We start from the raw sequence: 13,539 nt of genomic DNA, 5'->3' as shown, positions 1-13,539 counted from the left end.
ATCAGTCCGCCAGTTCCAAAATACGTACAACTAATTGTGAGAAGCTCATCCCTGCCTGGCGAGCCGCCATCGGCACCAGGCTGTGGCTGGTCATCCCCGGAGAAGTATTCACTTCTAACAGGTAAAACTGACCATCGCTATCCAGCATCACATCGACCCGGCCCCAGCCGCTACAGCCGAGAATCTGCCAGGCCTGCAGAACTAATGCCTGCAATTCCTGCTCTCTTTGTTCAATTAATCCGCCAGGGCAGAAATATTGAGTTTCATCAGAGAGATACTTCGCCTCATAATCATAGAAGGTTCCAGCGGGTTGGATGCGAATAGACGGTAAAATTTCCTCGCCTAAAATCGCAACCGTATACTCCGGGCCACTCAACCATTTTTCAATCAGCACTTCTTCGTCATGCTCAAAGGCCAGTTCAAGCGCGGCTGGCAGCACATCTACGCTGTCCACCTTAGACATACCTACGCTGGAACCTTCACGGCTCGGCTTGACGATAACCGGCAAACCTAATGCAGTAATACGCTCAACCAGCGCTGCGCTCAGGCCTGCTGCGAAATCCTGACGATTGACGGCAACCCATGGCGCAACGGGTAAACCTGCTCCCTGCCACAGCAGTTTGCTGCGCAGCTTATCCATCGTTATCGCCGAGGCCATAACACCACTACCGGTATAAGGCAGTTGAAGGAACTCCAATAGCCCTTGCAACGTCCCGTCTTCACCACCGCGACCGTGCAGCGCGATAAAAACCTTGTCAAAACCCTGAGCCTTTAGCTCAAGTACAGACTCGTTTTGTGGATCAAAAGCATGCGCATCAATACCCGCTTCTTTTAATCCCGCCAGCACCGCGCTGCCGGATTGCAGAGAAACCTCGCGCTCAGCAGAGGTTCCTCCCAGAAGAACGGCGATCTTATCAGCCATGACGCCCTTCCTCTTTAGTTTGAGGCTGCAATTTGATTTCAGCCAGGTTTCGGGCGATTTTGCCGATATTCCCGGCACCTTGAACGAGGATCAAATCATTTCCCGTCAACACAGGGGCTAAAATTTCCGCCACTTCCGCGTGATCGGAAACCAAAATTGGATCAACTTTGCCACGGCCGCGAATAGTGCGGCATAAAGAACGGCTATCCGCTCCTGGGATAGGTGCTTCACCTGCGGGATAAACCTCCAGCATCACCAGGGAGTCAACCTGGGACAGCACTCCAGCAAAGTCATCATACAAATCACGCGTACGTGTATAGCGGTGCGGCTGGAAAATCATCACCAGATTCTTATCTGGCCAGCCTGCGCGCGCTGCCTTAATGGTGGCATCCACTTCCGTTGGGTGGTGGCCATAGTCGTCCACCAGCATAGCGGTGCCCGCTTTGCCATTTACCGGCGCCAGCGGATATTCGCCCAGGAAATCGAAACGACGCCCCGTCCCCTGGAAACTTTCCAGCGCACGCAAAATAGCATCGTCTTCGATACCCTCTTCCGTCGCAACGGCAACAGCGGCAGCTGCATTCAGTGCGTTGTGACGGCCAGGTGCATTCAGCACCACATGCATCTCAGGCTTGTCCTGGCGCACGATGGTGAAAAAGCCCTGAGCGCCTTTCTGCTGATAATTTTCAACGCGGACATCTGCATCGTCGCTAAAGCCATATGTGGTGATTTGACGGCCCACGCGCGGCAGAAGCTCACGAATCACCGGATCGTCTACGCACATCACCGCACGTCCATAAAACGGCAAGTTGTGCAGGAAATTAATAAACGTCTGCTTTAAATTTTCGAAGTCGCCCTGGTAAGTATCCATGTGATCGGCTTCGATATTGGTCACAATTGAGACCATCGGCTGCAGGTGCAGGAACGAAGCATCGCTTTCGTCAGCCTCTGCAATCAGGTAGCGGCTGTTGCCCAGACGAGCATGGACACCTGCGGCTTTCACCAGCCCACCATTTACAAACGTTGGGTCCAGGCCCGCTTCGGCATAAATGCTCGATACCATCGCCGTTGTCGTGGTTTTGCCATGCGTCCCCGCAATCGCAATGCCGTGACGGAAACGCATCAATTCAGCCAGCATTTCAGCACGGCGGATGACCGGAATACGTGCTTCATGGGCAGCAACAATTTCCGGGTTATCCGCAGAAATTGCCGTAGAAACAACAACCACGCTTGCATCGCGCACGTTTTCCGGGCGATGGTTGAAATAAATCGTGGCACCCAGTGCCGACAACTGCTGCGTGACCGGGTTCGGTGCCAGATCGGAGCCGCTGATCTGGTAGCCTTCATTAGCCAATACTTCAGCAATACCGCCCATACCGGCGCCGCCGATGCCAACAAAGTGAATGTGCCGGACGCGACGCATCTCGGGCACAATTGAACGCAGTTTCGCCAGTTGTTGTGTATTCATTCTCTAAACCTGCAAGCGGCATGCCGCCATTACATCAAATTTACGGGCGACAATTTGCCACCCACAAGTATTACGCGCGCGCTGCGGCGCTGACTTCGTTTGCTACACGTTCAGTTGCATCAGGAATGGAGGCAGCTCGCGCTCGCTCGGCCATTGCCAGCAGCGTTGCTCTGTCCCACCCGGCCAGGGTACGGGTAACGGCATCCACGGTAAACTGCGGTTGCTCCAGTATTTTCGCAGCGCCTGCCTTTTCAAGCGGCAGGGCATTCCAGTACTGCTGCCGATCTTTGTGCTGGAAAGGAACGAACAAGGCTGGTAACCCTGCAGCCGCGATTTCACTCACGGTTAATGCCCCGGAGCGACAGACCACAACATCAGCCCATTCGTAGGCTGCTGCCATATCATCAATAAACTCGGTGACCTTGTGCTGAGGCTGTCCTGCTTCAGCGTAAGCCTGCTGCACAACTGCCTGGCCGCCCTTTCCGGTTTGGTGCCAGATAGTCACGGATTCACCTAAACGCCCAGCAGCCTGCGGCATGGTTTGGTTCAACACTCGAGCGCCCTGAGATCCACCAACAACCAGCACGCGAACCGGGCCTTCTCTTCCGGTAAAACGCACTTGCGGAAGCGGTAAAGCAAGCACATCTGTCCGCACCGGGTTGCCAACCACGTCCGCTTTAGGGAATGCGCCAGGAAAGGCTTGCATTACCTTGGTGGCGATCTTTGCCAACCATTTATTCGTCAGACCGGCAATGCCGTTCTGTTCATGCAAGACAACCGGAATGCCAAGAGACCACGCAGCCAGGCCACCAGGCCCGGAAACATAGCCGCCCATGCCCAGCACTACATCCGGCTTCCACGCTTTCATGATGGCGCGAGCCTGGCGCCACGCGTTAAAAATACGCACAGGAGCCATCAACAAGGCCTTTAGGCCCTTACCGCGCAGGCCAGAAATACGGATAAAGTCGATCTCAATCCCGTTTTTCGGCACCAGATCGGCTTCCATACGGTCCGCAGTACCAAGCCAGCGAATATCCCACCCTTCCGCCTGAAGGTGATGGGCAACGGCCAGGCCTGGGAAAACATGCCCACCTGTACCACCCGCCATCACCATCAATCGCTTCGCTTTGCCCGTCATTTGGCACTCCGTGTAAACGCCTGAGCCTTAGCCAGACGCGTTTCATAATCTATTCTCAACAGCAGCATGATTGCCGTGGACATAATCAGCAGGCTGGAACCGCCGTAACTGATAAGCGGCAGCGTCAGGCCTTTAGTGGGCAACATCCCCGCCGCAGCACCAACGTTAACCAGCGCCTGGAAGCTAAACCAGATCCCGATAGAACATGCCAGGAAACCGGAGAAACGCTGATCCAATTCCAGCGCACGTTTGCCGATGGACATCGCGCGAAAAGCGACGAAGAATACCATCAAAAGTGCAAGCACCACACCGATATATCCCAGCTCCTCACCGATGATCGAGAAGATAAAGTCAGTGTGTGCTTCGGGCAGATATTCCAGCTTCTGCACCGAGTTCCCCAGCCCTTGTCCCCACAATTCACCGCGCCCAAAAGCCATCAGTGATTGCGTTAACTGGTAGCCGCTGCCGAATGGATCTTCCCACGGGTTCCAGAACGACGTTACGCGGCGAATACGGTAAGGCTCAGCGAGGATCAACAGGATAACCGCCGAGATCCCCATCCCGATGATCGCGATAAACTGCCACAGTTTTGCTCCCGCGAGGAACAACATTGCCAGCGTAGTGACAAACAGCACAACTACGGTACCAAGGTCTGGCTGGGCCAGCAGCAGGACGGCCATCACCAGAATTACGCCCATTGGCTTCAGGAAGCCGCGCAGGTTATTTCGAACTTCATCCACCTTGCGCACAAGGTAGTTTGCGAGATAACAGAACAGTGACAGCTTGGAAAACTCTGCGGGCTGAATACGCAGCGGGCCGAAAGCAATCCAGCGCGATGCCCCGTTAACCGAGCTACCGACGACCAGTACAATCAGCAGCATCACGATCGAAGCCAGCAGCATGGCCGTACTGTGGCGCTGCCAGAAATCCATCGGCAAACGCAGCGTCACCATCGCCAGCACAAACGCAACAATGATGTAGAGCCCGTCGCGTTTGGCAAACAGGAACGGATCGTTTGCCAGACGCTGGCCTACCGGCATCGACGCCGAGGTCACCATAATAAAACCGATCGCGGCCAGGCCTAAGGTTAGCCAAAGCAGCGTGCGGTCATACAGCACCATGCTGTTGGCGTCGGCCTCGCGGGAACCCATTACCCACCCTTTTAACGCCGAAGCGACCCAGGCCAGGATACCAAATCCTGGAATGCGGGGGACGCGAAGGCGAGGGAGAGATAAACGCATCAGCCTAGCTCCTTCGCTAATTGAGTAAACATGTCACCGCGCTGTTCAAAGTTTTTAAACTGATCGAGGCTGGCACAGGCTGGAGAGAGCAGTACCATATCGCCAGATTCCACTCGGCCCGCGGCCAGCTTCATCGCCTGTTCCATGGTTTCTGTCTGCTCGGCAATATCCGGGCGTAACTCAGCCAGTTCAGCACCGTCGCGACCAAAGCAGTACAGGCGAACGCGATCACCTTGCAGATAGCGAGCTAAAGGTGAGAAGTCGGCAGACTTGCCGTCGCCGCCTAACAGCAAATGCAGCGTCCCTTCCACATGCAGGCCATTTAGCGCGGCTTCAGTACTGCCGACGTTGGTGGCTTTAGAGTCGTTAATCCAGCGAACGCCATTACGTTCCCAGGCCAGTTGGAAGCGATGAGCCAGGCCAGTATAGGTGGTCAACGCTTTCAGGCTGCTGGAACGAGGCAGATTCACCGCATCCGCCAGCGCCAGCGCAGCCAGCGCGTTGGTGTAGTTATGCTGCCCAACCAGTTTCATTTCTTTGGTGTTGAGGATTTTCTCCCCCTTCACCCGCAGCCAGGTGTCACCCTGCTGGCGATTAAGATGATAATCGCCGACATCCACACCGAAACTGATACAGCGCTCGTCCGCGCCGCGTACCGGCATCGTCAGCGCGTCATCTGCGTTGACCACGCAAACTTTGGCATTTTCATAAATACTCAGTTTTGCCGCACGATACTGCTGCATCCCAAACGGATAGCGATCCATATGATCTTCAGTCACGTTCAGAACGGTCGCCGCCGCCGCTTTCAAACTATGGGTAGTTTCCAACTGGAAGCTCGATAGCTCAAGAACATAAAGCTCACAGCCTTTGTCCAGCAGCATCAGCGCCGGTAGACCAATATTTCCGCCAACGCCCACATTCACACCAGCGGCTTTCGCCATCTCTCCCACCAGGGTGGTTACGGTACTTTTCCCGTTGGAGCCGGTAATCGCGACAATCGGAGCCTGGGCCTCACGGCAAAACAGCTCAATATCACCAATGACCTCAACCCCGGCATCAACCGCCGCGCTCAAGGCTGGAGTAGCAAGCGCCACGCCAGGACTGGCAATAATTAAATCCGCCGCCAGCAACCAGTCCTCATTCAGCGAACCGGTATGGCGATCAACGTTCTCAGGCAACTTATCAAGACCAGGAGGGGAGATACGGGAATCCATTACGCGTGGCGTAATGCCGCGCGCAATAAAGAAATCCACGCAGGACAGGCCCGTCAGGCCCAGTCCAATGATGACAACGTTTTTACCCTGGTAATCTGCCATGTTTAGCGAACCTTCAGCGTAGCCAGGCCAATCAGCACCAGCATCAGCGAAATAATCCAGAAGCGCACAATCACGCGCGGCTCCGGCCAGCCTTTCAATTCATAGTGATGGTGAATGGGCGCCATACGGAAGATACGCTGCCCTCTGAGCTTGAATGAGCCCACCTGCAGGATCACCGATAGCGTTTCAACGACAAACACGCCCCCCATAATCACCAGCAGGAACTCCTGACGCAGTAGCACTGCGATAGTCCCCAGAGCCCCGCCAAGAGCCAACGAGCCAACGTCGCCCATGAAGACCTGAGCCGGGTAAGTGTTGAACCACAGGAAGCCCAGGCCTGCGCCGACAATCGCCGTACAGACGATGACCAGTTCACCCGCATGGCGCAGGTAAGGAATGTGCAGGTAGCCCGCAAAGTTCATGTTCCCTGTCGCCCATGCCACCAGTGCAAAACCAGCGGCAACAAACACGGTCGGCATAATCGCCAGGCCATCAAGGCCATCGGTCAGGTTGACCGCATTACCGGTACCGACAATAACGAAGTACGCAAGCAGCACGTAGAACAGGCCAAGCTGTGGCATCACATCCTTGAAGAACGGCACAACCAGTTCGGTTGCAGGCGTCCCTTTTCCAGCGGCGTACATAGTGAAAGCAACAACCAGCGCAATCACCGACATCCAGAAGTATTTCCAGCGAGCAATCAGACCTTTGGTGTCCTTACGAACCACCTTGCGATAGTCATCGACAAAGCCAACGATGCCGAAGCCTATCAGCACGAACAGCACGCACCAGACGTAAGGGTTAGAGGGATAAGCCCACATCAGCACGGACACCACAATGGCGGTCAGGATCATGATCCCGCCCATGGTTGGCGTTCCTTTCTTGCTAAAGTGCGACTCCGGGCCATCGTTACGCACAACCTGTCCGAAGGAGAGTTGCTGTAAACGCGCGATCATCCGCGGGCCCATCCACAGGGAGATAAACAGAGCGGTCAGCAGGCTGACGATGGCGCGAAACGTCAGATAGGAAAAGACGTTAAAGCCGGAATAATATTTGACCAAATGTTCGGCCAGCCAAACTAGCATGCTTGTTTCTCCTGTAATGCGCGAACCACCTCTTCCATGGCCGCACTACGTGAACCTTTCACCAAAATGGTTAAAATTGAATGTTCCGCGATAAGCGCTTTCAAACGCGCGACCACGGCCTGTTTATCGGCAAAATGTTCACCAACTTCTGATGCGTCACTCAGCGTCTTGCTTAACACGCCGACGCTCAAAACACGGTCAATACCTGCAGCTTTTGCCGCTTCCCCCACCTGACGATGGCAGGCTTCAGCTTCATCACCCAGCTCGCCCATGTCGCCAACGACCATCACGCGGTAACCCGGCATTTCTGACAGAACCTGCGCCGCCGCGGTCATTGAACCCACGTTAGCGTTGTAGCTGTCGTCCAGCAGCAGCTGATTCTCTGCAAGCTGGATAGGGAAAAGGCGGCCCGGTACGGCTTTAAGCTCAGCAAGCCCTGCTTTTACGGCTTCGAGCGGCGCGCCAACGGCCATCGCTAATGCGGTAGCCGCCAGCGAGTTAGCAATATTGTGACGACCCGGCAACGGCAGCACGACATCAACATCGCCTTGAGGCGTATGCAGAGTGAATTCGGTACCGTGGGAGGTAATATGGATATTCGTCGCGGTGAAATCGCTTCCTGCCGCGTTGGGCGAGAACCGCCAGGTTTTGCGATCGCCAATGATCGCCTGCCAGTTCAGCCAGTCGTTGTTATCTGCGTTAAGGATCGCCGTGCCGTTTGCCGCGAGGCCGGTAAAGATCTCGCCTTTGGCTTTCGCCACACCGGCCAGGGAACCAAACCCTTCAAGATGCGCGGCCGCCAGGTTATTCACCAGCGCAGCTTCTGGCCGTGTCAAACCTACGGTCCAGGCAATTTCGCCCTGGTGATTTGCACCCAGTTCGATAACGGCATAATCGTATTCCGGCGTCAGGCGCAGCAGCGTCATTGGCACGCCAATATCGTTATTCAGGTTGCCAGCGGTATAAAGCGTGTTGCCGCACTGGCGCAGAATAGATGCCGCCATTTCCTTCACGGAGGTTTTGCCGGAAGAGCCGGTTAGCGCCACAACGCGAGTAGGCACCTGCTGGCGAACCCACGCGCCTAGTTCGCCAAATGCAAGGCGGGTATCGGCCACAACCAATTGGGGAACATCAATATCAAGCTTGCGGCTAACCAGTAACGCGCCTGCCCCGCCTTTCACCGCATCGGCGGCAAAGTCATGGGCATCAAAACGTTCGCCTTTCAGCGCAACAAACAGACAGCCAGCTGTCAGCTTACGGGTATCCGTTGTGACATCAATAATGTCCGCGTCTGCGCCATGTAGCTGCCCATTAAGAATGGATGCCAGTTGCTTCAGGGAGACGCGAATCATGCCACAACTCCTAGCAGACGCGCTGCGGTGACGCGGTCGGAGTAATCCAGACGACGGTTGCCAACAATCTGATAGTCCTCGTGGCCTTTACCCGCCAGCAGAACCACATCATTTTCTTTGGCCTGCATAATCGCGTTGGTCACCGCTTCTGCGCGGCCCAGTACAACGTGCGCGCGGCCAGCATCCAGCATACCGGTCAGGATATCGTCGACAATGGCCTTCGGTTCTTCAGTGCGTGGGTTGTCGTCGGTCACCACCACCACATCGGCATATTGCTCGGCAATACCGCCCATAATTGGCCGCTTACCTTTATCGCGGTCGCCGCCGCAGCCGAATACACACCACAGTTTGCCGGAACAGTGCAGGCGAGCTGCCTGTAGCGCTTTTTCAAGCGCATCCGGCGTGTGGGCATAATCCACAACCACGGTCGGTTTGCCGGCAGAGCTGAACACTTCCATTCGCCCACAAACAGGTTGCAGACGTGAGCCAGTTTCAATTAATGCTTCGAGCGGATAACCCAGCGCCAGCAGCGTGGCTAAAGCCAACAGCAGGTTACTGACGTTAAACGCGCCCATCAGCCGGCTTTCAATTTCGCCATTGCCCCACGATGAGCTGAAGCGAATCGTCGCCCCACCATCGTGATAAACCACTTCATCAGCTTTCAGCCAGCGCCCATGCCCCCCCGGCTCAAGGTTATTTTCCATGGTGACCGCTACGGCATCCGGCAGGCGCGCCAGCCAGCGGTGACCCACTTCGTCATCGGCGTTGATGATCGCCTGACCGCAGTCATGCTCGGAAAACAACAGCCACTTAGCGGCTTCGTAATTCGCCATGTCACCGTGATAATCAAGGTGATCGCGGCTTAAATTGGTAAACACCGACGCAGCAAACTTCAGAGCCGCCACGCGGTGCTGAACCAAACCATGAGATGAAACTTCCATGGCGCCAAAGGTTGCGCCTTGAGTCTTCAGGCTCGCCAGCACGTGCTGCACGTCTACCGCAGAGCCCGTGGTATTTTCTGTCGGCACAACCTGCCCGAGCAGGCCATTGCCTACGGTCCCCATCACGGCACCGGTTTCACCCAACAGCTGCGCCCACTGTGCCAGCAGTTGAGTCGTTGTCGTTTTGCCGTTGGTGCCGGTGACACCAACCAGACGTAAGGATTCAGAAGGCTGATGATAGAAACGGCCAGCCAGCGCAGACAGCCGTTGATGCAGTTGGCTCAGGTAAATGACCGGTACGCCGTGCATTTCGCGGACTTCACCATCCGCCGCTTCACCGTCCGCTTCTGCGATCACGGCAGCCACACCCTGTGCTATCGCCTGCGGGATATAACGACGCCCGTCCGCCTGATGACCGACCACGGCCACAAAAAGATCGCCCGCAGCCGCCACGCGACTGTCGAGTGTCATCTCTCGCAGCGCTCTCGCAGGTAGCCCGGCTACCCACGGAGCAAGAAGGTCGCTCAAATTACGATCTGCCACCTGATGCCTCTTTCTGATTAATTACAAATTCGCTTTTCTCACCGGTTGCCAGCGCATCCGGCTCGATGTTCATGGTGCGCAGTACGCCGCCCATGATGGCACCGAACACAGGTGCAGATACGGCACCGCCGTAATACTTACCGCCCTGCGGGTCATTGATAACCACCACCAGCGCAAATCGCGGCTGGCTGGCTGGCGCAACGCCTGCGGTGTAAGCAATGTATTTGTTGATGTACTTACCGTCCGGCCCGACTTTTTTCGCAGTACCGGTTTTAATCGCAATACGGTAGCCCTTAATGGCCGCCTTCACGCCGCCGCCGCCGGGCAGCGCCACGCTTTCCATCATGTGCACCACGGTGCGGACGGTTGATTCAGCAAAGATACGCTCGCCGGGAACCGGCGGGTCAACTTTGGTTATCGACAGCGGCCGATAAATGCCGTAGCTGCCGATCGTTGCGTAGACTCGCGCTAACTGTAACGGGGTTACCATTAGCCCATAGCCGAAAGAGAAGGTGGCCCTCTCTATGTCAGACCACCGTTGTTTTTGAGGATATAAGCCACTGCGTTCCCCGACCAACCCCAAATTGGTCGCTTTTCCCAGTCCAAAACGTGAGTAAGTATCTACCAACGCTGAGGAGGGCATCGCTAACGCCAGCTTAGAAACACCGACGTTACTCGACTTCTGTAATACCCCGGTAAGGGTCAATTCGCTGTACCGCGCCACATCTTTGATCTCATGACCATTAATGCGGTACGGAATCGTATTCAGTACGGTATTTTCATTCACCACACCCCGCTGCAGCGCGGTCATCACCACCATTGGCTTAACGGTGGAACCCGGTTCGAAGACGTCGGTGATGGTACGGTTACGCATTACGTCTTTTGCCGTGCCGGTCAGATTATTCGGGTTGTAGGACGGGCTGTTCGCCATCGCCAGGACTTCACCAGTGTTCACATCAACCAAAACAGCGCTGCCCGATTCGGCTTTGTTGAAGGCAACGGCGTTATTCAGTTCACGGTAAACCAGCGCCTGCAGGCGTTCATCAATGCTCAAAGCCAGGTTATGGGCGGCCTGGCTGTCGGTAGAGGAAATGTCTTCGATAACGCGCCCGTAGCGATCTTTACGCACAATGCGCTCGCCAGGCTGACCGGTGAGCCATTTATCAAAGCTTTTTTCCACCCCCTCGATCCCTTCGCTGTCCACGTTGGTGAAGCCGATGAGGTGAGCGGTCACTTCGCCGGATGGATAGTAGCGACGAGACTCCTGCCGCAGGTGAATTCCCGGAAGCTTAAGCTTTTTGATGTAATCGCCAATATCCGGGTTAACCTGACGCGCGAGATAAATAAACCGCCCATTGGGATTACTGTTCACGCGAGATGAAAGCTGGTCGAGAGGAATTTTTAGTGCATCTGCCAGCGCCTTCCAGCGGTTATCCAGCGTCACTCCGCCAGCATCATGCAATTCTTTCGGGTCAGCCCAAACGGCATTTACCGGCACGCTAACTGCAAGAGGGCGTCCCGCGCGATCGCTTATCATGCCGCGGGAGGTAGAGACCTCCTGTACGCGCAGTGAACGCATGTCACCCTGACGTACCAGCATGTCCGGATTAATGATTTGCAGCCAGGCGACACGGCCCAGAAGGAAAGCCAGCGCCAACAGAATGCAACCGCAGAGCAACGCAAAACGCCAACTCACAAAGTTGGCCTGTTCTTCCTGACGTTTTGGTTTAAGCGTTTTTGCCGCTGCTCTCATCTGCCGCACGATTCCTTATTGCTGAACTACGATGTTTTCCTGTGAAGGATCGACATGCTGCAGTTGCAGCTTCTCCGTCGCGATCCTTTCTACCCGGCTATGATCGCCGAGCGCGTTTTCTTCAAGAATCAGGTTGCGCCATTCAATATCCAGCGCATCACGTTCGAGTACCATCTGCTCACGCTGTGCGGTAAGCAGACGGGTATGGTGCGCCGTTGTGACCACGGAAACCGCGGTCACGATAATGGCAACGAACAAGCAAAGTGCCAGTTTCCCATGGCGCAGAAGATCGCCACCAATCACGGCAGGCAACGCATGTCGCTCGTTGCTGCCGAGCTGCGTCACTCTGCTGAGGGTTTCTGTCACCCGATTGATCATGCGTTAGTCCTCTCCGCAATACGCAAAACAGAACTACGGGCGCGTGGATTTTCCGCCACTTCTTCTTCACCTGGCATCAGCTTACCTAGCGCCTTCAACTGGCGACCGCCCAGCTTATTCAATTGTGCTTCCGTCATCGGTAAACCAGCTGGGACCTGTGGCCCCCGGCTGTTTTCACGCATGAAGCGTTTAACAATGCGATCTTCCAGAGAATGGAAGCTGATGATCGATAACCGACCGCCGGGAGATAACGCCTCCAGCGAGCCATTCAGCGCTTTTTCAATTTCATCCAGCTCGCTGTTGATCCAGATCCGGATGGCCTGAAACGTTCGGGTTGCCGGGTGTTTGAATTTATCTTTAACCGGCATAGCGGCAGAGACGACGGCCGCCAGCTCTTTGGTACGCGTCATCGGCTCTTCGCGGTTACGCTCCACGATGGCGCGTGCAATGCGCTTACCAAAACGTTCTTCACCAAAGGTTTTAATAACCCAGGCAATATCGGCTTCTTCCGCCGTCATCAGCCATTGGGCAGCGGATTGACCTCGCGTTGGGTCCATACGCATATCCAGCGGCCCATCACGCATAAACGAGAAACCACGTTCTGCATCATCCAGTTGAGGAGAAGAGACGCCGAGATCCAGCAAAATGCCGTCGATCTTGCCGTCCAGTTCGCGCTCACGTGCGTAATCTGCAAGCGCAGAGAATGGGCCATGAATGATGGAGAAGCGTGGGTCATCGATAGCGGCAGCCGCAGCAATCGCCTGCGGATCGCGGTCGATCGCCAGCAGCCGTCCTTGCTCACCGAGCTGGGACAGAATCAGGCGTGAATGGCCACCGCGACCAAAAGTGCCATCAATGTAGATGCCGTCGGGACGAATATTCAGGCCATTTACGGCCTCGTCCAGCAGCACCGTAGTGTGTTTAAAATTTTCCATCATTTCTAAAGTGACAAGTCCTGCAGACGATCCGACAAGGTGTTTGTCGAACCCTGCTCAGCGTCGATATCTTCCTTGACCTGTTGATGCCAGGTCGCTTCATCCCACAGCTCAAACTTATTGAACTGGCCGACCAGCATAACTTCTTTGGTAAGCCCGGCGTGCTGCCGTAAAACGGGCGCCAGCAGCAATCGCCCGGCGTTATCCATCTGACATTCACTGGCATGCCCTAATAACAGACGCTGTACGCGGCGTTCTGCGGGGTTCATGCTCGACAGACGGGCAAGCTTTTGTTCAATGATTTCCCACTCAGGAACGGTATAAAGCAGCAGGCAGGGGTGATGGATGTCGATGGTACAAACCATCTGACCTTCTGAGGTTTCGATCAGCTTTTCCCTGTAACGGGTAGGTACGGCAAGCCGCCCCTTGCTGTCGAGATTGACTAACGTTGCCCCACGGAACATGCC

Annotated in this window: 12 protein-coding genes; all 12 read right to left on the bottom strand. The window is 55.4% G+C overall.

Annotated elements, in window-relative coordinates; all coding sequences use genetic code 11:
* Window position 1 precedes the first annotated feature (1 nt).
* The 12 genes from LH86_RS08920 to mraZ all read right to left on the bottom strand — a co-directional run bounded on the left by LH86_RS08920 (window position 2) and on the right by mraZ (window position 13,536).
* A complete protein-coding gene (locus LH86_RS08920; protein ID WP_039300424.1) occupies window positions 2–922 on the bottom strand; it encodes a D-alanine--D-alanine ligase in 921 nt (306 codons plus the stop codon).
* A complete protein-coding gene (murC, locus tag LH86_RS08915) occupies window positions 915–2,390 on the bottom strand; it encodes a UDP-N-acetylmuramate--L-alanine ligase (RefSeq protein ID WP_039300422.1) in 1,476 nt (491 codons plus the stop codon). Before murC ends, LH86_RS08920 begins: the two co-directional genes overlap by 8 nt.
* 70 nt (window positions 2,391–2,460) lie before the next feature.
* A complete protein-coding gene (gene murG / locus LH86_RS08910; protein ID WP_039300418.1) occupies window positions 2,461–3,528 on the bottom strand; it encodes an undecaprenyldiphospho-muramoylpentapeptide beta-N-acetylglucosaminyltransferase in 1,068 nt (355 codons plus the stop codon).
* Window positions 3,525–4,769, bottom strand: coding sequence for a cell division protein FtsW (gene ftsW, locus LH86_RS08905; RefSeq protein ID WP_039290282.1), 1,245 nt, complete (start codon window positions 4,767–4,769; stop codon window positions 3,525–3,527). The genes murG and ftsW overlap by 4 nt, the downstream gene beginning before the upstream one ends.
* Window positions 4,769–6,085 carry a UDP-N-acetylmuramoyl-L-alanine--D-glutamate ligase gene (murD, locus tag LH86_RS08900; RefSeq protein WP_039300415.1) on the bottom strand — a complete coding sequence of 439 codons (1,317 nt, stop codon included), beginning with the start codon at window positions 6,083–6,085 and terminating at the stop codon, window positions 4,769–4,771. Before murD ends, ftsW begins: the two co-directional genes overlap by 1 nt.
* Window positions 6,086–6,087: 2 nt before the next feature.
* Complete coding sequence (gene mraY / locus LH86_RS08895; protein WP_039290277.1) at window positions 6,088–7,170, bottom strand: phospho-N-acetylmuramoyl-pentapeptide-transferase; 1,083 nt, start codon at window positions 7,168–7,170, stop codon at window positions 6,088–6,090.
* Window positions 7,164–8,522, bottom strand: coding sequence for a UDP-N-acetylmuramoyl-tripeptide--D-alanyl-D-alanine ligase (murF, locus tag LH86_RS08890; RefSeq protein ID WP_039300412.1), 1,359 nt, complete (start codon window positions 8,520–8,522; stop codon window positions 7,164–7,166). The genes mraY and murF overlap by 7 nt, the downstream gene beginning before the upstream one ends.
* Complete coding sequence (gene murE / locus LH86_RS08885; RefSeq protein ID WP_039300410.1) at window positions 8,519–10,006, bottom strand: UDP-N-acetylmuramoyl-L-alanyl-D-glutamate--2,6-diaminopimelate ligase; 1,488 nt, start codon at window positions 10,004–10,006, stop codon at window positions 8,519–8,521. The genes murF and murE overlap by 4 nt, the downstream gene beginning before the upstream one ends.
* Window positions 9,993–11,759: a peptidoglycan glycosyltransferase FtsI gene (locus LH86_RS08880; protein WP_039290269.1), complete on the bottom strand. Its 1,767-nt coding sequence runs from the start codon at window positions 11,757–11,759 to the stop codon at window positions 9,993–9,995. Before LH86_RS08880 ends, murE begins: the two co-directional genes overlap by 14 nt.
* A gap of 15 nt (window positions 11,760–11,774) precedes the next feature.
* The gene (gene ftsL / locus LH86_RS08875; protein WP_008461776.1) at window positions 11,775–12,137 is read right to left on the bottom strand and encodes a cell division protein FtsL; all 363 of its coding nucleotides are present in this window, start codon (window positions 12,135–12,137) and stop codon (window positions 11,775–11,777) included.
* Window positions 12,134–13,075 carry a 16S rRNA (cytosine(1402)-N(4))-methyltransferase RsmH gene (gene rsmH / locus LH86_RS08870; protein ID WP_039300407.1) on the bottom strand — a complete coding sequence of 314 codons (942 nt, stop codon included), beginning with the start codon at window positions 13,073–13,075 and terminating at the stop codon, window positions 12,134–12,136. The genes ftsL and rsmH overlap by 4 nt, the downstream gene beginning before the upstream one ends.
* A 2-nt stretch (window positions 13,076–13,077) precedes the next feature.
* The gene (gene mraZ / locus LH86_RS08865; RefSeq protein ID WP_008461772.1) at window positions 13,078–13,536 is read right to left on the bottom strand and encodes a division/cell wall cluster transcriptional repressor MraZ; all 459 of its coding nucleotides are present in this window, start codon (window positions 13,534–13,536) and stop codon (window positions 13,078–13,080) included.
* Window positions 13,537–13,539 lie beyond the last annotated feature (3 nt).

Source organism: Cedecea neteri (assembly GCF_000758325.1).
Classification (GTDB): Bacteria; Pseudomonadota; Gammaproteobacteria; order Enterobacterales; family Enterobacteriaceae; genus Cedecea; species Cedecea neteri_B.
Note: the sequence above shows the minus strand (reverse complement) of the source record. Positions and strands in the feature narration are given on the sequence as shown.